This is a genomic window from Polaromonas sp. JS666 (assembly GCF_900103405.1).
GTDB lineage: Bacteria > Pseudomonadota > Gammaproteobacteria > Burkholderiales > Burkholderiaceae_C > Polaromonas.
Map to the genome: position 1 here is coordinate 284,489 of NZ_FNHX01000003.1, position 21,526 is coordinate 306,014.

Consider the following 21,526-nt stretch of genomic DNA (forward strand, 5'->3'; position numbering starts at 1 on the left):
CCTACAATACAGCGCTAAATGAGCCTGATTACGCGCTGTCCCGCATGCGGCACGATGTTCAAAGTCGTGACCGACCAACTCAAAGTCTCACAAGGCTGGGTGCGATGCGGCCATTGCGCTGAAGTGTTCGATGCGTCGGCCCATCTGCTGCCGCGCGATATGTCCGCGCTGACCGCCCCCGCACCCCTGGCAACGGCCACGCTGGCCGCCGCCCCCGAGCCCCCGCCGGAATTCGACCGCCCCACCGAACCCCAAAGCCTGCCCGCGGCGGACCCGCCGGCGGAGCCGCCCCGGCAGGAATGGGCGCCAGCCCGCTCGTTTGCCGACAGGGTGCCGCTGCGGCCTTCCAGCCCCGGCTGGGACGACGCCCAGGACAGCGCCGCCGACTTCGACCCCGTGCGCTGGAAGCAGGCGCAGCAGGAACGCCAGCTCGATCCGCTGGAGCTGCCCGCCGAATCGCTGCCTGCCGAGGCACCCTTGCCGCGCCAGCCGGCCATGGTTCGCCAGGCGATTGACGACGATTCCAGCTTCGCCTATTCGGACGTGGATTCCGGCATGCCGGGGCGGCCGATGGAGCACGACGTGTCCTTTGTGCGGGATGCCCGGCGCAAGGCCTTCTGGCGAAAACCGCTGACGCGCCTGTCGCTGTCCCTGCTGTCCCTGCTGCTGTTGGCCACGCTGGTGGCCCAGTGGGCCGTCCAGCAGAGGGACATGCTGGCCGCGCTGGAGCCGCGGCTGGTTCCGGCGCTGCAGGCCTTGTGCGGTCCGCTGCATTGTGACATCCGCCCGCCTCGCCATATCGAGGCGCTGGTGATCGACAGCTCCACCTTTAACCGCATCGCCCCCGACGCTTACCGCCTGAGCTTTACCCTCAAGAACACCGGCGTGGCAGCCCTGGAAATGCCCTCTCTGGAGGTGACCCTGACCGACACCCAGGACCAGGCCGTGGTGCGCCGCGTCCTGGCGCCCGCCCAATTCGGCGCCAAGGCGGCGACGCTGGCGGCCCAGTCCGAGCTGGCGGGGCTGGTCATCATGAAAGTCTCGGGGGATGCGGCTGCCGCGTCGGCCCCTTCTTCCTCTTCTTCCTCTTCTTCCTCTTCGGCGGCCGCACCCCTGCGGGTGGCGGGCTACCGTGTCCTGGCTTTTTATCCCTGATTGAAACGAGAAAAATCAATGTCCGCTGTTATCTGTGGCTCCCTGGCGTTTGACACCATCATGACTTTCGAGGGGCGCTTTTCCGAGCAGATCCTGCCCGACCAGTTGCACATCCTCAATGTGTCTTTCCTGGTGCCGGCGCTGCGCCGTGAATTCGGCGGCTGCGCCGGCAATATCGCCTACAGCCTGCGGCAGCTGGGCGGCACGGCCTTGCCCATGGCGACGGTCGGCAGCGATGGTGCCGAGTATGTGGAGCGCATGAAGACGCTGGGTATCAGCACCGAGTTCGTGCGCCAGGTCGGCGATACCTACACCGCGCAGGCCATGATCATGACCGACCGTGACAACAACCAGATCACGGCTTTCCATCCCGGCGCGATGATGCAGGCCCATGTGACCCGCATCACGGCGCGCGGCGACATCAAGCTGGGCATCATTTCGCCCGACGGCCGCGATGCCATGCTGCAGCATGCCGAGCAGTTCAAGGCCGCCGGCATTCCCTTTGTGTTCGACCCGGGCCAGGGCCTGCCCATGTTCGACGGCAAGGAACTCGCGCATTTCGTCGAACTGGCGACCTGGGTGACGGTGAACGACTACGAGGCCAAGATGCTCTGCGACCGCACCGGCATGTCCTGCGCCGAATTGTCGCGGCGCGTGCAGGGCCTGGTGGTGACCTTGGGCGCCGAAGGCTGCGAAGTCTGGATAGACGGCGAAAAAACCCTTGTACCGCCCGTGAAGGCCGAGGCCGTGGTGGACCCGACCGGCTGCGGCGACGCCTTTCGCGGGGCGCTGCTGTTCGGCCTGGAGCAAGGCTGGCCGCTGGCGCGCTGCGCCGCGCTGGGCAACCGGGTCGGCGCGCTCAAGATCGCGACGCGCGGCGGCCAGAACTACACGCTGTCGGCCGAACAAATCGCGGCTTAAGGGCCCGTTGCTCAGGCGGGTGGGCGGCCCTCGCCCAATGCTTTCACCAGTTCATCCCAGGCGGCCCGGCCGGCCGCCGCGGCATTCACGCGCAGCTGCTTGCGCCTGGAGGTCTCCCCGCGCGCCAGCGTGACCGCCTGCTGCGGCACACCGAGGCAGCCGGCCAGCCATTTCACGAGTGCCTGGTTGGCCTTGCCGTCCACCGGCGGCGCCTGCAGCCGCAGGCGCAGCGCTTGCTGGCCGGTTTCGCCGTGCAGGCCCACGATCTGGGTTTTGGCGGCATTCGGCACCACGTGCACGTCGAGCAGCACGTCACCGTTCTTTTCGATTCGCAGAAAGGCAAGCTCAGGCAGCGGCATGGGCAGGGTCGTGGTGGGGAGTGGGCCGGGCATGAAAAAAGCCCGACATCTTTCGATATCGGGCTCTAAGCAGAATTACCTTACTGCTTACGGCTTGCTGGCTGTCGGAAACGGCCAGGCAGCTTGCGGGTTCAGAGTAGTCTGAGCCGCAGGGGCAGCCGCTGCAGCGGGTGCTTTCGCAGCTTTGGCAGCAGGTTTTTTCGCGGCTTTCTTCGCAGCGGGCTTTTTCGCTGCTTTCTTGGCGGCAGGCTTCTTCGCAGCGGCTTTCTTGGCCGCTGGTTTCTTCGCTACCTTTTTCGCGGCCTTCTTGGCTGCTGGCTTTTTCGCTGCGGCTTTCTTCGCCGCTGGCTTCTTGGCCGCTACCTTCTTGGCTGCTGGCTTTTTCGCTGGCGATTTTTTCGCAGCTGGCTTCTTGGCCGCTACTTTTTTCGCTGGAGCTTTTTTAGCCGGAGCTTTTTTCGCTGCTACTTTTTTAGCAGGAGCCTTCTTAGCTGCTGCCTTTTTAGCAGGAGCCTTCTTCGGAGCAGCTTTTTTAGCCGCAGTTTTTTTCGCAGTTGCCATAGTTTTCTCCTTGATCACGTTGCAAAGAGCACTTCACGGTTGGAGTACGTAAAGCGATTCACGGCGTTGGGCCCCGGATAAACCGGTCCCAGCGCCGCGAACACAGGAGCAAAGCCCAGCGCGCACTCTGCGGTGTCGTCGTTGGTCGTTGCAATTCTAGAAATCATTGTCGGCTTGTGTTGCGCGTCTTGTTCAATCAATCCCAGGAAAGGGCACCACCGGACTGGTACTCGATCACGCGGGTTTCAAAGAAGTTGCGTTCTTTTTTCAGGTCGATCATTTCGCTCATCCACGGGAATGGATTCTCCTCGTTGGGGAAGAGAGTTTCAAGTCCGATCTGCGTGGCGCGGCGATTGGCGATGTAGCGCAGGTAACCCTTGAACATGGAAGCGTTCAGGCCGAGCACGCCGCGCGGCATGGTGTCCTCGGCGTAGCGGTATTCCAGTTCGACGGCCTTCATGAACAGGGCCTTGATCTCGGCCTTGAACTCCGTCGTCCAGAGGTGCGGGTTCTCCAGCTTGAGCTGGTTGATCAGGTCGATGCCGAAATTGCAGTGCATGGACTCGTCGCGCAGGATGTACTGGTACTGCTCGGCGGCGCCGGTCATCTTGTTCTGGCGGCCCAGGGCGAGGATCTGCGTGAAGCCGACGTAGAAGAACAGGCCCTCCATCAGGCAGGCGAAGACGATCAGCGACTTGAGCAGGGTCTGGTCGGCTTCGGGCGTGCCGGTCTTGAAGTGCGGGTTGGAGATGACTTCAATGAATGGGATCAGGAACTGGTCCTTGTCCTTGATGGACTGGACTTCGTTGTAGGCGTTGAAGATCTCGCTTTCGTCCAGGCCCAGCGACTCGGTGATGTACTGATAGGCATGGGTGTGGATGGCTTCCTCGAAAGCCTGGCGCAGCAGGAACTGGCGGCACTCGGGCGCCGTGATGTGGCGGTAGGTGCCCAGCACGATGTTGTTGGCGGCCAGCGAGTCGGCGGTCACGAAGAAGCCCAGGTTGCGCTTGACCAGGCGGCGTTCGTCCTCGGTCAGGCCGTTGGGGTCTTTCCAGAGCGCGATGTCGCGCGTCATGTTCACTTCCTGCGGCATCCAGTGGTTGGCGCAGGTGGCGAGGTATTTTTCCCAGGCCCATTTGTATTTGAAGGGCACCAGCTGGTTGACGTCGGTCTGGCCGTTGATGATGCGCTTGTCGGAAGCTTTGACGCGCTGCGCCTTGGCGGGTTCGGCGGAGACAGGAGCCGAAGGGGCTGCGGCTTGCGCAGGTGTGAAGGCACCGTCGTTGAGCATGCGCACCTGCGCCTGGGGTTGCTCAGCGGCGTTAAAAGAAAGAGGCGGAAGTTCCATCGAGCGGCCTTCGGGCGAGCCGCTGTTCTGAGGTGTTTGCAACGATGGTTTGACTTCTTCGTCCCAGGTCAACATAGAGGTTTCCAATACTGTGGGATTATGAAAGCAGCGATACAAAATGAAAAGTGTTCATTCACATCGCTACAAAATTGTGTTGCTCATATACATCGAATCGAGCGGCCGGGTGGCCGCGCGATCCGGTGTTTTTTATTGGCAGGCCTCGCATCCCGGGTCATCGATCGCGCAGAACTTGATGTCGGTGGCGGGCGTTGCATTCATCTGCGCTTGCGCCGCGGCGGCCGCCGCTTCGAGCGCACTCATGCCGCTGCTGGCGGGCGCGGAGCCGGATGACACCGAGTTCATCTTGCCCGCGGTCACGGTTGATTTCTCGGCGTGCGTCGCGCTTTGCGTGCGCAGGTAGTAAGTGGTCTTGAGGCCGCGCAACCAGGCCAGCTTGTAGGTGTCGTCCAGCTTTTTGCCCGAGGCGCCCGCCATATAGATATTGAGCGACTGCGCCTGGTCTATCCATTTCTGGCGGCGTGCCGCGGCCTCGACGATCCAGGAGGTCTCGATTTCAAACGCCGTGGCGTACAGCGCCTTGACGTCCTGGGGCACGCGGTCGATGGGGCGCAGGGAGCCGTCAAAGTGCTTGAGGTCCACCACCATCACGTCGTCCCACAGGTTCAGGCGCTTGAGGTCACGCACCAGGTAGTGGTTGATGACCGTGAATTCACCGGACAGGTTGGACTTGACCGAGAGGTTGCCGAAGCAGGGCTCGATGCAGGCATCCACGCCGATGATGTTGGAGATGGTGGCGGTCGGGGCGATGGCGACGCAGTTGGAGTTGCGCATGCCGTCCTTGGCGATCTTCTTGCGCAGGGCTTCCCAGTCCAGGGTGGCGGAGCGGTCGATTTCGACATAGCCGCCGCGCTGCTCGGCCAGCATGTCCAGCGTGTCCAGCGGCAGCACGCCCTTGTCCCAGAGCGAGCCCTTGTAGCTGGCGTACTTGCCGCGCTCTTTGGCCAGTTCGGTGGAGGCCCAGTAGGCGTGGTAGCAGACGGCTTCCATGGACTTGTCGGCGAACTCGACGGCTTCCTGGGAGGCGTAAGGCACGCGCAGCTCATACAGGCAATCCTGGAAACCCATGATGCCCAGGCCCACGGGGCGGTGGCGCATGTTGGAGTCGCGGGCCTTCTTGACGGCGTAGTAATTGATGTCGATCACGTTGTCCAGCATGCGCATGGCCGTGGTGATGGTCTTCTTGAGCTTCTCGTGGTCGACCGCGCCGTCCTTCAGGTGCTGGACCAGGTTGACGGAGCCGAGGTTGCAGACGGCGGTTTCGGTGTCGCTGGTGTTGAGCGTGATCTCGGTGCACAGGTTGGAGGAGTGCACGACGCCGGCGTGCTGCTGCGGCGAGCGCACGTTGCAGGCGTCCTTGAAAGTGATCCAGGGATGGCCGGTTTCAAACAGCATGGACAGCATCTTGCGCCACATGTCGGTGGCCTGCACCTTGCGGGACGGCTTGATTTCGCCGCGCTCGGCCTTGGCTTCGTAGGCGGTGTAGATTTTCTCGAAATCCTTGCCGAACTTGTCGTGCAAGTCGGGCGTGTCGGACGGCGAGAACAGGGTCCAGCTGCCTTTTTCCATCACGCGGCGCATGAACAGGTCGGGAATCCAGTTGGCGGTGTTCATGTCGTGCGTGCGGCGGCGGTCGTCACCGGTGTTCTTGCGCAGCTCCAGGAACTCTTCGATGTCCAGGTGCCAGGTTTCCAGGTAGGCGCAGACGGCGCCCTTGCGCTTGCCGCCCTGGTTGACGGCGACCGCCGTGTCGTTGACGACTTTCAGGAAAGGCACGACGCCTTGCGATTCGCCGTTGGTGCCCTTGATGTGGGCGCCCAGGGCGCGCACGGGCGTCCAGTCGTTGCCCAGGCCGCCGGCGAATTTGGACAGCAGGGCGTTTTCCTTGATGGCGTCGTAGATGCCGCCCAGGTCGTCGGCGACCGTGGTCAGGTAGCAGGACGACAGCTGCGAGCGCAGGGTGCCGGCGTTGAACAGGGTGGGCGTGCTCGACATGAAATCGAAGGACGACAGGATTTCGTAGAACTCGATGGCGCGCGCTTCGCGGTCGATCTCGTTGAGCGACAGGCCCATGGCCACGCGCATGAAGAAAGCCTGGGGCAGCTCGATGCGCTGCTTGCGCACGTGCAGGAAGTAGCGGTCAAACAGGGTCTGCAGGCCGAGGTAGTCGAACTTCAGGTCGCGCTCGGGCTTGAGCGCGGCGCCCAGGCGGGCCAGGTCGAACTGCTGCAGCTTTTCGTCGAGCAGCTCGTTCTGCACGCCCTTGGCGATGAACTGCGGGAAGTATTCGGCATAGCGGATCGCCATGTCGGCCTGGGTGACTTCCTCGCCCAGCACTTCGCGGCGGATGGTGTGCATCAGCAGGCGCGCGGTGGCGTAGGTGTAGTCGGGGTCTTTTTCAATCAGGGTGCGCGCCGCCAGGATGGAAGCCTTGTAGACCTCGTCGATGGGAACGCCGTCGTAGAGGTTGCGCATGGTTTCCGCGACGATGGGGTCCGGCTTGACGTCGGCGCCCAGGTTGGCGCAGGACGCTTCAATCAGGGCCTGCAGCTTGCCGATGTCGAGCGCGACGCGGTTGCCGCGGTCGGTCACGTGGATCAGGGGGGCCGCGGGCGTCTGGACTTGCGGCTGGCGTGCGCGCTCCTGCGTGCGCTTTTCGCGGTACAGCACGTAGGCGCGGGCGATCTCGTGGTGGCCGCCGCGCATCAGGCCGAGCTCGACCTGGTCCTGCACGTCTTCTATATGAAAGGTGCCGCCGCCTGGGCGCGAGCGCATCAGGGCGCGGATCACCGCCTGGGTCAGGCCGTCGACCGTTTCGCGCACGCTGGCCGAGGCCGCGCCCTGTGTTCCATGAACGGCCAGGAAGGCCTTCATCATGGCCACGGCGATCTTGTTGGGCTCAAACGGCACCACGCCGCCGTTGCGGCGGATGATCTGGTAATGAGCAAGCGGATTGGGCTGGGTGTTGGATTCGCTGGCTGCCGGGTTGCCGGCGGCTGGGCCGGGTGTTGCGGGCACTGCGTGTTGCACTGTTTGCATGACTTCCTCTTTGCTTTGTTTTATGACTGGCTGATGTGCTGTTGCGGGCGATCCGTTTGGCGGGAGCGGTTCAAAAACATGAACCAATTTCTCACCGCCGGGGCCCGAATTACATCAATCTTGAATTAGGGCTTAGGCACTATACCTAGGGTATTGGGGGAATACAAGCCACTACAGGTAGTGTACCGCCGAGTTTATGGACCGTTACGTTTTGTGGCTTTTTCATTCCACTTCGGACCGCTCGCCTAAGGCCTTTGTATTCGTGCCGCTCATCTCGCGCAAAGCCTGATTTCATCGGGCCTGCGAGCGCTCCGCATCGCTGCGGCGCGCCTTGTCGCGGGCTTTGGTCCGCCAACACAAGCCCATGTTAGCGCGGTAAAAATACCGGGAAATTTTCGGCGGCAAAGCGCACCACACTGGTGTGGTCTTACGCCGAGCGCTGCTCAAACAGTTTCGGGAAAATACCTAGCCGGCAAGGCCAGCGAGTCTTGCAGCAAGGGCCAGTCGAAACCCGGGCCGGGGTCCTGCTTGCGGCCCGGCGCGATGTGTTCGTGCCCCGCGATGTGGGCGATGGGATAGGCCTCGAGCAGCGCGGCGCACAGACCGGTCAGGGTCTCATACTGCGGCGCTTCGAAAACGCCGCCTTCCAGGCCTTCGAGTTCAATGCCGATGGAGTCGTCGTTGCAGTTGCCGCGTCCGCGATACTTCGATTCCCCGGCATGCCAGGCGCGGTCGCCGCAGCCGACGAACTGCCACAGGGCGCCGGAGCGGGCAATGAAGAAATGCGATGACACCTGCAGGCCGCGTATGCCCTGGAAGTAAGCGTGGGCTTCCCAATCGAGCTGATTGGTGAAGAGCCGCTGCACATTGCCGTTGCCGAATTCACCGGGCGGCAGGCTGATGGAGTGAATCACCACGAGGTCGATCTGCGCGCCCTCGGGCCGCGGGCCGAAATTGGGCGATGCCAGCGCGCGCGCATAGCGGTACCAGCCGTCCCGCCACAAGGGTTGCGGAGCGTCGGTGCCCCGGCTTTCAGGCGGGGTCATCGGCGGCGTCGAGTCCATCGGCAGGGTCTTCGCTGCCTGGCGTCACGATGTTCAGGCGGGCGATGCGGTAGCGGATCTGGCGCAGGCTCAGGCCCAGCCTGGCGGCTGCCGCGGTGCGATTGAAACCGTTTTCCAGCAGTACCTTGGTGAGGATGCTGCGCTCCTGCCTGTCCAGGTAATCCTGCAGGTTTTCCGGAATGGCGACCTGCTCTTCGGCCGGCGCGTCGAAATGCAGCTCGCTGCCGTCGCCGAGGGCCACCGCTCGGTGCAGGGTGTTTTCAAGTTCGCGGACATTGCCGTTGAAGGGCAGGGCGCGCAGCTGGCCCAGCACGGCTTCGGTCAGTTCGGGCACGGGGAAGCCCGATTCCTGGCAAATCCTGGCGAGCAGGGCCTTGCACAGGTCCGGCAGGTCTTCGCGGCGCTCGCGCAGGGCCGGCACGTGAATCTCGATCACATTGAGCCGGTAATACAGATCCTGGCGGAAAGTCCCCGCCTGGACTTCGGCCACCAGGTCCTTGTGGGTGGCGCTGACGATGCGCACGTCCACCGGGTCCTCCTGCGCGGAACCCAGCGGGCGCACGGTGCGCTCCTGGATGGCCCGCAAGAGCTTGGACTGCATGGCCAGCGGCAGGTCGCCGATTTCGTCGAGGAACAGAGTCCCGCCTTTGGCCGCCTGGAAGTAGCCCTGGCGGTCCTGCGCCGAGCCGGTGTAAGCGCCCTTGCGCGCGCCGAAGAACTCCGCTTCCAGGAGGTTTTCCGGGATGGCGCTGCAGTTGACGGCCACGAATGGGCCTGCCGCGCGGTGGCTGCAGCCGTGCACGGCGCGCGCGACCAGTTCCTTGCCGGTGCCCGACTCGCCCTGGATCAGCACAGGCGCCATGCTGCCGGCGACCTTGACGATGCGCGACTTGACGGCGCGCATGACGGCCGACTCACCGACCAGCTTTTGCAGTATCAGCGGGGTCTCGGCGGCTATCGGCAGGGGCAGCGACAAAGGCGCGATGCCGGAATCGGTCGTGCCGCGCTGGGTTTTTTCGATGGCCGGCGCCGGATGTTTGGCGCCCTGTACGGCCGACGCCACCACGCTGCGGAACTGTTTGAGGTCGACCGGCTTGGTGAGGTAGTCAAAGGCGCCGGCCTTCAGGGCTTCGACCGCGTTTTCGGCGGAGCCGTGCGCGGTGATGACCACGCAGCGCTCGCTGCGCTGCTGGCTCACCATGTCGCGCAGCAGCTCCAGGCCCAGGCCGTCCGGCAGCCGCATGTCGGTGATGACCGCGTCAAAGCGGTTTTCGCTGAGCTGCTGGCGGGCCTGCAGCAGATCGCCGGCGGCTTCCACCCGGTAACCCTCCCTGAGCAGGGTCAGCTCATAGAGGGTGCGCAGGTCCGGCTCGTCGTCGATGACGAGGATGCGGGCTTGCTGGGGAACGGGGGTTTGCATGCTCATGGTGTCAGCTGGGCATTGTGGCAAAAGAAGGCGAGGACGTGTTCGGGGATTGCGTGGAGGGCCTGAACATGACGAAAAATTCGTTGCCCTCGGTGCCTTCGCGCAACACGCGCTGGTAGCCGATCATGGCGCCGTAGCGTTCGCACAGCTCGCGGCAGATATACAGGCCCAGCCCGCTGGAGCGGCTTTCCGATGAGAAAAAGGGCTCGAACAGGTGGGTCTGCACGGTCTGTTCCAGCGGCTGGCCGTCGCTCCAGACGGACAGGCGCGCCTGCCCCGGCGCCACGTTCTGGGTCGCGACTTCGATCGCCCCGGCGCAATCGCTGGCGTAGCGCAAGGCGTTGTCCAGCAGGTTGATCATCAAGCGCCGCAAATGCTCGGGCTCAAAAACCACGACGGCGTTGTCAGAAGCCGCCGTGATGCGCGTGCGCGCGGCGGCCGCGGTCTGCCCCGCCCAGTCGGAGGTGATCTTCTGAACGGTGTCGTCGAGCAGCAGGGTAGTGGTTTGCGGTGAAGGCAGCTGGGCCTGGGCCCGCGAAATATTCAGCACCTCATCGACAATCCGGGCCAGGCGCTGCGCGTTTTGCCTGACCATGGCGGTGAGCTGGCGCTGCCCCGCGTCCTGCAGGTCCTCTTCGAGCAGTGCGTTGGCTTGCGAAATGGCGGCCAGCGGGTTGCGGATTTCATGGGCCACCGCGGCCGACATGCGGCCCATGGCCGCCATTTTTTCGGTTCGTACCCGTGCCTCCATTTCGCGCAGGTCTTCCAGGAACATCACGCACAGGCTCTCATGCGAGCCGTTCGGCGACGCGGCCAGCCGCGTGCGCACATGCAGCCGCCGGGTGTTGCCGCCCGCATTACCCAGGCTGACGTCCGCTTCCTGCGGCGATTGCGTCGCGAAGGTGCGGTGCGTCAGTTCGGCAAGAGGTTGCCAGGCGGCTTCCGTGGCCAGGATGAAGGGGGCGCTGCGCACCGCGTCGCCGGCCGCCAGCAGGCGGCGCGAAGCCGGGTTGGCCGAGCGCACGATGCCGTTGACGTCGACCACCAGCACACCGTCGGCCAGGGCCTCAATGACCAGTTCATTCACCTGGGTTTGCATGCGCGCGGCCGACTGGCTGCGTTTGGCCAGTTGCTCTTCCCTGGCCAGGCGCAGTGCCAGGTGGTTGGCGAGCAGCGCGACGAGGAAGAAGCCGGAGCTGCTCAAGCCCGCTTGCAGGAAACGCGCGTTGGAGTCGCCCAGTCCTTGTAATGAGTTCCACCAGGCGTCGGCCAGCAGCAGCAGCGTCACGCTGGCGGCGGTCCCGAAGGCCAGCAGGATGGGGCCGAGGATGGAGGACAGCAGCACCGGCAGCGCGAACAGCGGGGTGTAATTGATGCCGCCGGACTGCAGGAAGTTCAGCGCCGAGAAGGCAACGACGTCCACGCCTATGGTCAGCACCCATTGCGCGTCGAAGGTGCTGCCGGGCGGCCGCGGCCGCGACCAGACCCGCACGGCCAGGGTGGCGCACAGGTAGGCGATACAGGTCGCGATGGACCAGTGGTTGGTGATGTTGCCCAGTACGTAGATGAATGCCTGCAGCACGACCAGCACGGCGGCGATGGCGACGCGCGCTGTCATGAAAACATGCCACAGGCGGCCGAAAGAGCCGGGCCCGGACGTGATTTCCCAGCTGCCTGAGCCCTTGTCGCCGCCGGTTTCAAACCAATGGGACGGCGTGCTCATCTAGCCTCCGGCCTGGCGCCGGTGCGCGTCGCTGCAGTAAACGCCTTTGTTGCCGATCAGCGCTTCAGTTTTTGGCAAATGCACGCCGCAAACCTCGCAGGCGACGATTTCGGTGACGGCGGTTCCCGGCTTTTGCGGGGCTGGCTGGCGGGCGGGCGCGGCCTCACCTCGTTCCGTTTCACGGTTGTGCCGCCAGATCCAGAACACCACGAGCACCAGACCCATGACCAGCAGGTACTTCATGCCCGCCTCAGGATGACTTCAAGCACAAAGCGTGAACCGGCATAGCCCAGCAGCAGCAGGCCGGAGCCCAGGTACAGCACATGCACCGCCTTGCGCCCGCGCCAGCCGAGACGCGCGCGGCCGATCAGCAGGCCGGCAAAGGTCAGCCAGGCCAGCACCGAGAACACGGTTTTGTGGTTCCACTTCCAGGCCAGTCCCGGCCCGTAAAGCGTTTCGGCAAACAGCCAGCCCACGAACAGCGTGGCTGACAGCAGCACAAAGCCGGCTTCCACGAAGCGAAAGGTCAGGCGCTCCAGCGTCATCAGCGGCACGCCGGCGTCGGTTTGCGCGGCCAGCCGGATTGAGCGCTCGGAGCGCGTCATGAGCCAGCCGTGCACGACCGCCGCGGCAAACAGCCCGTAGGACGCGATGCCCAGGGCCCAGTGCAGCGGCAGCCAGGGCGATGCGATGGCGTGGTAGGTGGTGCCGGGGAAAATGGCCGTCAGGATGACCGCCACGCTGCCCAGGCCCGCCAGCGCCCAGTGGGCCTGAAGCTGCGGAAACAGGCGGCTTTCGATCGCATACACGGTCAGCACCAGCCAGACGGTCATGGACAGCGCGGGCGCAAAACCGAAGCGCGGCGGCTCGCCGAGCAGGCCGTCGGCCAGTGCCAGCGCGTGCAGCAGCCAGGCCGCCAGCAGCAGGCCGCGTACGGCGGCGGCACCCAGGCGCGGCGCGGCCAGCGCCAGGACGGCATAGGCAACAGCGGCGCCTGCCGCCGCCGCAAGACCCCACCAGTCGCTCAAAGCTAAAATCATGGCTAGAGTTTAGCCTTTACTGCTTTCCCGGCGGCTTTCCCCGCCGGCCTCTTGGCAGCCTTTCCTTTCCCACCTAACCGCCCCACGCCCGTGGTGCCTTCCCATGGCCTCAGCCCTTACCGACAAGTTATCCCGCCTCGTCAAGGAAATGCGAGGCCAGGCCCGCATCACCGAATCCAATGTGCAGGACATGCTGCGCGAAGTTCGCATGGCCCTGCTGGAGGCCGACGTGGCCCTGCCGGTGGTGCGCGACTTCATCGCCCGGGTCAAGGAAAAGGCGCTGGGCCAGGAGGTGATGGGTTCGCTCTCGCCGGGCCAGGCGCTGGTCGGTATCGTCAACAAGGAACTCGCCGCCACCATGGGCGAGGGCGTGAGCGACATCAACCTGGCGGCGCAGCCGCCGGCGGTCATCCTGATGGCCGGCCTGCAGGGCGCGGGTAAAACGACCACGACGGCCAAGCTGGCCAAGCACCTGATTGAAAAGCGCAGGAAAAAAGTCCTGACGGTCTCGGGCGACGTCTACCGCCCTGCCGCCATCGAGCAGCTCAAGACGGTTACCAAACAGGCCGGCGCCGAATGGTTTCCCAGCACACCCGAGCAAAAACCGGCCGACATCGCCCGCGCGGCCATTGACTACGCCCGCAAGCACTTCTTTGACGTGCTGCTGGTCGATACGGCCGGCCGGCTGGCCATTGACGAAGCCCTGATGGCCGAGATCAAGGAACTGCACGCCATCCTGAACCCGGTCGAGACCCTGTTCGTCGTCGATGCCATGCAGGGCCAGGACGCGGTCAACACCGCCAAGGCCTTCAAGGAGGCGCTGCCGCTGACCGGCATCATCCTGACCAAGACCGACGGCGATTCGCGCGGTGGCGCGGCGCTCAGCGTGCGGCAGATCACCGGCGCGCCCATCAAGTTTTCCGGCACCAGCGAGAAAATCGACGGCCTGGAGGTGTTCGACGCCGAACGCCATGCGGGACGTATCCTGGGCATGGGCGACATCGTGGCGCTGGTCGAACAGGTCGCCGCCGGCGTGGACGTGGCTGCGGCGCAAAAGCTGGCCGCCAAAATCAAGTCGGGCGACGGCTTTGACCTCAACGACTTCCTGGGCCAGCTGCAGCAGATGAAGAACATGGGCGGCCTGTCCAGCCTGCTGGACAAGCTGCCGGCGCAAATGACCGCCAAGGCCGGCCAGGTCGACATGGACAAGGCCGAGAGGGACATCAAGCGCAAGGAAGGCATCATCCAGAGCATGACGCCGCTGGAGCGCCGCAAGCCCGAGCTCATCAAGGCCACGCGCAAGCGCCGTATCGCTGCCGGCTCCGGCGTGCACGTTCAGGAAGTCAACCGGCTGCTCAACGAATTCGAGCAGATGCAGGGCATGATGAAGAAGATGAAGGGCAGCGGCATGATGAAGAAGATGAAGGGCAGCGGCATGATGAAGATGATGAAGCGCATGGGCGGCATGAAAGGCATGCCGAAATTCTGAAAAACCAAGCCCATGAAAAAAAGCCGCTTCAAGCGGCTTTTTTTCATGGGCTGTTCAGGGCCTCAGGCCGCCTTCAGCCGCGGCTGGGCCAGCCGGCTGGCATGCAGCCAGGCGCGGCGCAGCACCGCAGGGGAGCGGGTCTCTTCCGGAATCAGCAGGTAGTTTTGCGCGCGCAGGGCCGTGCCCACGCCGACCTTGCTGGTGAGCACCGTCATCGGGATGGACAGCAGCAGCGGCAGGCCCACCGGGATCAGCCAGACCAGCGCACGCGCGTCGATCACGGCAATGCCGACGGCCAGCAGCGCGATCACGCCCGACATGGGTGCCAGCTGCGCCAGCGCGTGGCGCCAGGGCACGGCCGCCGCTTCGCGCGGGGGCGACTTCCATTCGAGCTTGAGGCCTGTCAGCGCCACCACCACGAACAGCGAGTGCGCCAGCATGCGGATGGGGGCCTGCAGCAGGGCGATCAGGGTTTCCAGCAGCGCGCTGCGCAGCAGGCTGGCGGTGCCGCCGTAGGACTGTTGCTGGCGGTTGATCAGCACGGCGGCGATGCCCAGGATGCGCGGCAGGAACAGCATGCACAGCGTCCAGGCCCACAGCGACATCAGCTCGCCCGGCAGCAGCGTCCAGTCGGCGATCATGGGTGAGCCCGACAGCCACAGCGCGGTGCCCAGGGTCAGGAAGCACAGCCACAGTGGCGCCGACAGGTAGGCCATGGCGCCGGTGCCGAACATGGAGCGGTGCACCGGGTGTATGCCGGGCTCGGCGATCAGGCGCGAGTTCTGCAGGTTGCCCTGGCACCAGCGGCGGTCGCGCTGCAGCTCGGCCAGCAGGTCCGGCGGCTGCTGCTCGTAGCTGCCGACCAGGTCGCCCACCAGCCAGACGTGGTAGCCGGCGCGGCGCATCAGCGCGGCTTCGACAAAATCGTGCGACATGATGCTGCCGGCCATGCCGCCCTTGCCCGGGATGTGGGCCAGCGCGCAATGTTTCATGAAGGGTTCTATGCGGATGATGGCGTTGTGGCCCCAGTAGTGCGACTCGCCCATCTGCCAGAACTGCATGCCCAGGGTGAACAGGCGCCCCGTCACGCGCGAGGCGAACTGCTGCGCGCGCGCATGCAGGGTCACATGGCCTATGGCCTGGGTGGCGGTCTGGATGATGCCGGCCTTGGGGTTGGCTTCCATCAGCTTGACCATGGAGACCAGGCAGTCGCCGCTCATCACGCTGTCGGCATCCAGCACCACCATGTAGCGGTAATCCTTGCCCCAGCGGCGGCAGAAGTCGGCCACGTTGCCGGCCTTGCGGTCGGTGCGGCGTTTGCGCAGGCGGTAGTAGACCTCTATCTGCGGCTGGTCGGGGTGGCCGGCCAGCTGGGCGCGCAGGTCTTCCCAGGCGGCGCGCTCGGCCTGGATGATGTCCGGGTTGTTGCTGTCGGACAGCACGAACACGTCGAAGCTCTGCACATGGCCTGTCATGGCCACCGACTCGCAGGTGGCGCGCAGGCCGGCGAACACGGTGCGCACGTCCTCGTTGCAGATGGGCATGATGATGGCGGTGCGCGTGGACGCATCCAGCGGGTAGTGCTGGACTTTTTTCGCCGACAGTGCGTGCCTGTCGCCGAAGAGGGTGACGTAAAAACCCATCATGGCGGTCATGAAGCCGGTCACCACCCAGGCCGAGAGCAGCGCGAACAGGCTGATCTGGCCGTATTGCAGCCAGGCGTTGTCGTAGTCGGGCTGCATGTCGGCAAAGATGCTGGTCGCCAGCACCGTGCTGACCAGTGTCAGCAGCAGGAACACCGCGCGGCGGCGCCTGGCCGCGCGCTGCCAGGGCTCGGGCCGGGCGGCGGCGGGCAGCGGGCGCAAAGCCGCCGGGTTGCCGGCCTTGAACATGGCCACCAGGGGCAGCAACAGCGCGGTCGCCATGCTGTTCCAGAAGCCGCGCCAAGGCCTAGGCACCATGGAGCCGCGGTTCAGCGGCGGCGCCGTGACCGAATTCGGATGACGTTCCTCGCGCAGCAGGCTGCGCGCGCCGGACGGTATCAGGGTGTGATCAGGTTGGTCCATGTTTCGCTTACGGTGTGGTTGTCGTGTTTGAGGAAGGCGCGCAGCTCAACAGGCTGGGCCGGGTTGAGCCGCTGCACGCGCAGCGCCATGCGCCAGGCGCCGGTGGCGGGGTTTTTGTAGGCCAGGCTTTCGAGCACGCGGCCGTTGGCATTGGCGCTGGAAATCGCTTCGACCTTGGCGTCCTCGGGCAGGGCCTCCAGCGCCGGGCCGGCAAAGTCGATGAGGTACTGGACCTGGCCTGTGAGGTCGGTGCCCGGTTTTGAAAAGCCGAAGCCGCGGCGCGATTGCGTGACCCAGCCGTTGGGCGGCAGTTGCTGGGTTTTGCCTTGCCAGCTGATCTGCCAGGCGATGTCCAGCGACTGGCCGGGGGCCGGCATTTTTTCGGGCACCCAATAGGCCGCCACGTTGTCGTGCGTCTCATCGGGCGTGTTGAATTGCAGCAGCTCGACGCGGCCGGCGCCCCAGTCGCCGACGGGCGTGACCCAGGCGCTGGGCCGCAGTTCATAACGCGCTTCGGTGTCCTCATAGCTGGCAAAGGCGCGGTCGCGCTGCATCAGGCCGAAGCCCTTGAGCGACTTCATGCTGAAGGAGGTCGTCACCGTGGCCGAGGGGTTTTGCAGCGGCCGCCACAGCCATTCACCATCGCCGGTGGCCATCATCAGGCCGTCGGAGTCGTGCACCTCCGGGCGGAAGTCGCCGGGCCGGGGCTGGTTTTCACCGGAGAAAAACATGCTGGTCAGCGGCGCGATGCCCAGGGTGGCGACGGTCGCGCTATTGCCGCTGGTGGCGGCCGGGCGCATGAAAATGCGTGCCTGCACCTGGGTGGTGGTTTGCTCGCCCGGCGTGATGTCGAAGCGGTAGGCGCCCGTCACGCGCTCCGAATCCATCAGCGCGTAGACCGTCAGCTGTTTTGCATCGCCGGCGGGTTTTTCGAGCCAGAAATCGGTGAAGCGCGGAAACTCTTCCTTGCCGCCGCCCGCCGTGTCCACGGCCAGGCCGCGTGCCGAAAGCCCATAGCGCTGGCCCGTGCCCAGGGCGCGGAAATACGTGGCGCCGGTGAAAACCACCAGCTCGTCCTTGTAGGTGGGCGAATTGAGGTTGCTGAAAAAACGCACGCCGCCGTGGCCCAGGTCGCCCCAGGTCTCGGGTGACAATTTGTTTTTTCCGAAGTTGAAGCTTGCCGGGTCGTAGGGCAGGGGCTTTACGCCCGCTGTCGTGATTTCGTGAATGCGCACTGAATCGCCGTGCCGGCCGACGTGGAAAAAGTTCGCCTCATAAGGCAGCTTGTCGGCGCGCCAGAGTGTGCTGGCGGCGTTGAAGCGGATGTCCCGGTAGTTGTCATACGCCATCTTGGCGAGCTCGACGGGCACGGCGTGGGAGGCCTCGCGCCAGGGCGTTTGCGAGCGCTGGCGCGCCAGGGCGGCCACATCGTCCAGGCCAAAAGCCTGCGCTTGCGCCGCCGTCAGCAGCAGCGCGGCGAGGCCGGCGCTGGCCGCAAAGCGGGCCGGACGCAGGGCCGGGAAACCGCTTTGGAGAGACTGAAAAATGGCTGGCATGCCATGACTAGGGCAAACCCTGTGCCAACTTGGAAAAACTGTTTTAAATCAACAGCTTGAATGTGATACCTCACTTAACAAGATGTAATCCGATTCAAAAGCGCCCGGAATCGCTGTTTTTGTCGCCAGTGAGCGACAACTTCTGGGGGTGGTTGGCTTAACTTGTTTTAAATCAATGGCTTACGGGTGTCGCTGGTCAGCGACGGGGTGCGACGCACGGCGACAAGCTCAGCTTGCCGGGCCGGAATTTTCGGCCTTGAAGTGGCCCGGCGTGAGGCCGTGTTTTTGCATCAGCCGGTAAAACTCGGTGCGGTTGCGGTCGGCCAGCCGGGCCGCGTCCGCCACGTTGCCGTCCGTGAGCTTGAGCAGGCCCACCAGGTAGTCACGCTCGAAACGCTGCCTCGCCTCGGCAAACGTGAGCACCTGCACGCTCGGTGAGCGCAGGGCCCGCTGCACCAGCGCCAGCGGCACCAGCGGCGTGGTCGACAGCGCGCAGACCTGCTCCACGACGTTGTAGAGCTGCCGCACATTGCCCGGCCAGGCGGCCGTGGTCAGCGCCTTGAGGGCCTCGGGCGCAAAGCCGCTCAGGCGTTTGTCGTACTTGGCGGCCAGCTTCAGCAGGAAGTGGTTGGCCAGCAGGGGGATGTCCTCGCGGCGCTCCGACAGCGGCGGCAAGGTCAACGTGACGACGTTGAGCCGGTAATAGAGGTCGGCGCGGAACTGGCCCTCGGCCATAGCGGCGTCCAGGTCGCGGTGGGTGGCCGAGATGATGCGCACGTCCACCGGAATCGACTGGCTGGAGCCGAGCGGCCGCACCACGCGCTCCTGCAGCACGCGCAGCAGCTTGATCTGCAGGGCGGGCGGCATGTCACCGATTTCGTCGAGCAGCAGCGTGCCGCCGTCCGCCGCCTGGAACAGGCCCTTGTGGTTGGCCACCGCGTCGGTGAAGGCGCCCTTGACGTGGCCAAAGAGCTCGGACTCGAGCAGGGCCTCGGGGATGGCGCCGCAATTCACCGCGACAAAGGGCTTGCTGGCGCGCGGGCCGGCCTGGTGGATGGCCTGGGCCAGCAGTTCCTTGCCGGTGCCGCTCTCGCCGCGCAGCAGCACGCTGGCATCGGACTGCGCCACCATGCGCGCCTCGGCCAGGGCTTCGGCCATGCGGCTGGAGCGGCTGATGATCTGGCTTTGCCAGGCTTCGGGGCTGCCGCGTTTGGCCGGGCTGGCGGGCGCGCTCAAGGCCAGCGCCTGGCCGATCTTGTCGAGCAGGCCCTTGCCGTCAAAGGGCTTGGTGAGGTAGGTGAACACGCCGCGTTCGGTGGCCTCCACCGCATCGGGAATGGTGCCGTGCGCGGTCAGCAGGATCACCGGCAGCGAAGGGTGCTGCCGGCGGATTTCGTCGAACAAGGCCAGGCCGTCCTTGCCGGGCAGGCGCACGTCGCTGAGCACCAGCTGCGGCCGCTCGATGTGAAGCTGGGTCAGTGCCGCTTCGGCCGAGGTGGCGGTTGTGACGCGGTAGCCCGCAGCGGTGAGCCGCATGGTGAGCAGGCGCAGCATGTCCGCATCGTCGTCCACGACGAGCAGGTGGGGTGAAATGGCGCTGCCGATGTCGTTCATGGCGCGGCGGGGCGAGGCCTGCTGGCGGAGGGCGCCGAGGCCGGCGCCGCGGGTGGGCGGCTGGTGAGGCTGCGTTCAATCGCCTTGAGCGCTTCCAGCCGTTCGTTGGTCTGGTCCAGCCGGCGCTGCACGTCGCGCAGCTGCTGGTTCTGCTTTTCCAGCTGTTCCTCCAGCCGGCGCTGCTCGCTGTAGCGCGACGCCAGCAGGCGGGCCAGCGGGTGCAGGGCCTGGGCGTCGGCATTGCCGAGCACGCGCGCGAGCAGTTCCTGGGCGCGTATCAGCTCGGGCAGCTGGCGCAGCTGGCTTAGCACCAGTGAGAGCTGCAACTGGGCCTCGGGGCTGGCGGCGTCGCCGAGCCGGCCGGCTTCCTGGCTGAGTTCAGCCGGCGGCATGACGCGCACGCGTTCGGCGTAGGCCAGCATGCGCAGCGTCATGCCGCTGGCAAACACCACCGCTTCGGGAAGCGGCGTGGGTTGGCCGGCGCTGGCGCGCGCGGTCTCGGCGGCAGAGGCCGCGGCCCGGGTGGCCTGGACGGCCGCGGTGTCGGCGCCGCGCTCAGGGGCGCGGCCGCCGCTGCCGCACGCGCTGAGCAAGGCCGATGCCACCAGGGCCGGCAGCCAGCCGGGGAGGCGGGCGGCCAGCACGGAGGAGGAAAAATTACTGCTTGGAAACATGGGGAAGCTCTATTCTGAAGTGTGCACCAGGCTGGTCGGGCATCAGGGTGATGCTTCCGCCGTGTGCGGCAATGTATTCATGCACGATGGACAGGCCGATACCGCTGCCGCGGACCACGTCGGCGGGCTGGCGTTCACCGCGGTAAAAGGGCTCGAAAATCCGTTCCCGGTCGGCCATCGCCACGCCCACGCCCTGGTCGTGGACGTCGATGCGCACAAAGCCCCGCATGGCGCTCAGCTCCAGCCGGATCATGCCTTTGGCCGGGGAGTAGCGGATGGCGTTGGACAGCAGGTTGGCCAGCGCGGTGCCGATTTTCTCGGCGTCTATTTCCATCACCAGCGGCTCGCCCACGACGGTGACCGTCAGTTCGCGCGCGCGCCACTGCAGGCGCTGCGCGTAGACCTGCTCTTCCATGAGCTGCAGCAGGTCCACGCTTTGCCGGTGCAACTGGCGTGCCTCGAAGGCCGCGGTGTTAAAGCGCAGCAGGTCCTCGATCTGGCTTTGCAGGACGCCGGTGTTGTGCTTCAGGATCTGCGCGATCTCGCGCTGGTCGTTGCTCAGCGCGCCGGCCACGCCGTCTTCCAGCAGCGACACGCCTTCGCGCAGCGAGGCCAGCGGCGTCTTGAGTTCGTGCGAGATATGGCGCAGAAAGCGCGACTTGTCGGCATCCAGCTCAACCAGCCGCAGGCGCAGCCAGTTCAGCCGCTGCCCGACCAGCGCCAGGTCGGCCGGCCCCTGGATGGCGATCACCTGGCCGAGCCGGTTTTCGCCCAGACCCACGATGGCGTTTTCCAGGCGGCGCAGCGGCAGCGTGAACCACACACCGAAGGCCAGGGCCATGACGACCGCCAGCACAATGGCCCAGGTCACCTGCTGCGTCAGGCGCTGTCGGCTGGCCTCCAGCTTGCCTTCCAGCGATTTGTTGCGCTGCTGGATGGCTTGCTGCACTTGCACCGCGATGGCGGCGTTGATGCCTTCCAGTTCGCGGAACTCCTGCGCCAGCTGGCGCTCGCGGTCCAGCGCGGTGTCGGACGGGCCGGTCAGCAGGCCGGCAATCGTCTGCAGGTGGGCGCGCCATTGCCGGGCCCTGACGGCGGGAATGTCCTCGCGCGCCAGCGTCGCCAGAATGTCGCCGGCTTCCTTCAGTTCTTCGGCAAAACGCTCCCTGAGTACCCGGTCGTCGAGCACCACCGACTGCCGCGAGGTGCGCTCCATGGAGACGCTGCGTTCGCTGAGTGACTGCGCCGCGCGGCTGAGGTCCAGCGCCCGGGCGGCATTGTCACGGCTTTGCAGCGAGAGCTCTTCCAGGGTGAACAGCGCGCGCAGCGAGGCGGCGCCCAGCAGCGCGGCAATCAGCAGGAAAGCGATTACCAGCAGTTGCCGGAACGAAAATCGCTGCAGCATGCGCGTCG

The 21,526-nt window shown here is 65.3% G+C and carries 17 protein-coding genes; 3 read left to right on the top strand and 14 right to left on the bottom strand.

What is annotated here, in order from left to right; all coding sequences use genetic code 11:
* The first annotated feature begins 18 nt into the window (after positions 1 to 18).
* A complete protein-coding gene (locus tag BLQ85_RS09570; protein WP_074576249.1) occupies positions 19 to 1,155 on the top strand; it encodes a DUF3426 domain-containing protein in 1,137 nt (378 codons plus the stop codon).
* Positions 1,156 to 1,173: 18 nt separating this feature from the next.
* Positions 1,174 to 2,076 (top strand): carbohydrate kinase family protein, encoded by a 903-nt coding sequence (locus tag BLQ85_RS09575; RefSeq protein ID WP_074576251.1) that lies wholly within the window; start codon positions 1,174 to 1,176, stop codon positions 2,074 to 2,076.
* An 11-nt stretch (positions 2,077 to 2,087) separates the two neighbouring features.
* Here BLQ85_RS09575 and BLQ85_RS09580 read toward each other — a convergent pair whose 3' ends face one another.
* The 9 genes from BLQ85_RS09580 to BLQ85_RS09620 form a co-directional block, all read right to left on the bottom strand.
* Entirely contained in the window at positions 2,088 to 2,468 is a 381-nt protein-coding gene (locus BLQ85_RS09580) for a DUF167 domain-containing protein (RefSeq protein WP_083336803.1), read from the bottom strand.
* A 54-nt stretch (positions 2,469 to 2,522) separates the two neighbouring features.
* The gene (locus BLQ85_RS09585) at positions 2,523 to 2,996 is read right to left on the bottom strand and encodes a histone H1-like DNA-binding protein (RefSeq protein WP_036837576.1); all 474 of its coding nucleotides are present in this window, start codon (positions 2,994 to 2,996) and stop codon (positions 2,523 to 2,525) included.
* 196 nt (positions 2,997 to 3,192) lie between these two features.
* Entirely contained in the window at positions 3,193 to 4,419 is a 1,227-nt protein-coding gene (locus tag BLQ85_RS09590) for a ribonucleotide-diphosphate reductase subunit beta (RefSeq protein WP_074576254.1), read from the bottom strand.
* A gap of 132 nt (positions 4,420 to 4,551) precedes the next feature.
* Positions 4,552 to 7,461 carry a ribonucleoside-diphosphate reductase subunit alpha gene (locus tag BLQ85_RS09595; RefSeq protein WP_074576256.1) on the bottom strand — a complete coding sequence of 970 codons (2,910 nt, stop codon included), beginning with the start codon at positions 7,459 to 7,461 and terminating at the stop codon, positions 4,552 to 4,554.
* 443 nt (positions 7,462 to 7,904) lie between these two features.
* Positions 7,905 to 8,507 (bottom strand): 1,6-anhydro-N-acetylmuramyl-L-alanine amidase AmpD, encoded by a 603-nt coding sequence (gene ampD / locus BLQ85_RS09600; protein WP_254806393.1) that lies wholly within the window; start codon positions 8,505 to 8,507, stop codon positions 7,905 to 7,907.
* The gene (locus tag BLQ85_RS09605; RefSeq protein WP_371327276.1) at positions 8,494 to 9,951 is read right to left on the bottom strand and encodes a sigma-54-dependent transcriptional regulator; all 1,458 of its coding nucleotides are present in this window, start codon (positions 9,949 to 9,951) and stop codon (positions 8,494 to 8,496) included. The genes ampD and BLQ85_RS09605 overlap by 14 nt, the downstream gene beginning before the upstream one ends.
* A 4-nt stretch (positions 9,952 to 9,955) precedes the next feature.
* Positions 9,956 to 11,674, bottom strand: coding sequence for a two-component system sensor histidine kinase NtrB (locus tag BLQ85_RS09610; protein ID WP_074576261.1), 1,719 nt, complete (start codon positions 11,672 to 11,674; stop codon positions 9,956 to 9,958).
* Positions 11,675 to 11,917: a PP0621 family protein gene (locus BLQ85_RS09615; RefSeq protein WP_074576263.1), complete on the bottom strand. Its 243-nt coding sequence runs from the start codon at positions 11,915 to 11,917 to the stop codon at positions 11,675 to 11,677.
* Positions 11,914 to 12,714, bottom strand: coding sequence for a cytochrome C assembly family protein (locus BLQ85_RS09620; protein WP_074576265.1), 801 nt, complete (start codon positions 12,712 to 12,714; stop codon positions 11,914 to 11,916). The genes BLQ85_RS09615 and BLQ85_RS09620 overlap by 4 nt, the downstream gene beginning before the upstream one ends.
* Positions 12,715 to 12,817: 103 nt before the next feature.
* Between BLQ85_RS09620 and ffh the strand changes: the two genes are divergently transcribed.
* Positions 12,818 to 14,203: a signal recognition particle protein gene (gene ffh, locus BLQ85_RS09625; RefSeq protein WP_074576267.1), complete on the top strand. Its 1,386-nt coding sequence runs from the start codon at positions 12,818 to 12,820 to the stop codon at positions 14,201 to 14,203.
* Positions 14,204 to 14,265: 62 nt separating this feature from the next.
* Here ffh and mdoH read toward each other — a convergent pair whose 3' ends face one another.
* The 5 genes from mdoH to BLQ85_RS09650 form a co-directional block, all read right to left on the bottom strand.
* On the bottom strand, positions 14,266 to 16,269 hold the full coding sequence (gene mdoH, locus BLQ85_RS09630; protein ID WP_074576270.1) for a glucans biosynthesis glucosyltransferase MdoH: 2,004 nt from the start codon (positions 16,267 to 16,269) through the stop codon (positions 14,266 to 14,268).
* Positions 16,245 to 17,825, bottom strand: coding sequence for a glucan biosynthesis protein G (locus tag BLQ85_RS09635; RefSeq protein ID WP_175456079.1), 1,581 nt, complete (start codon positions 17,823 to 17,825; stop codon positions 16,245 to 16,247). Before BLQ85_RS09635 ends, mdoH begins: the two co-directional genes overlap by 25 nt.
* A gap of 228 nt (positions 17,826 to 18,053) precedes the next feature.
* The gene (locus BLQ85_RS09640) at positions 18,054 to 19,439 is read right to left on the bottom strand and encodes a sigma 54-interacting transcriptional regulator (protein ID WP_074576272.1); all 1,386 of its coding nucleotides are present in this window, start codon (positions 19,437 to 19,439) and stop codon (positions 18,054 to 18,056) included.
* The gene (locus BLQ85_RS09645; protein ID WP_074576274.1) at positions 19,436 to 20,113 is read right to left on the bottom strand and encodes a hypothetical protein; all 678 of its coding nucleotides are present in this window, start codon (positions 20,111 to 20,113) and stop codon (positions 19,436 to 19,438) included. The genes BLQ85_RS09640 and BLQ85_RS09645 overlap by 4 nt, the downstream gene beginning before the upstream one ends.
* Positions 20,097 to 21,518 (bottom strand): sensor histidine kinase, encoded by a 1,422-nt coding sequence (locus BLQ85_RS09650; RefSeq protein WP_175456080.1) that lies wholly within the window; start codon positions 21,516 to 21,518, stop codon positions 20,097 to 20,099. Before BLQ85_RS09650 ends, BLQ85_RS09645 begins: the two co-directional genes overlap by 17 nt.
* Positions 21,519 to 21,526 lie beyond the last annotated feature (8 nt).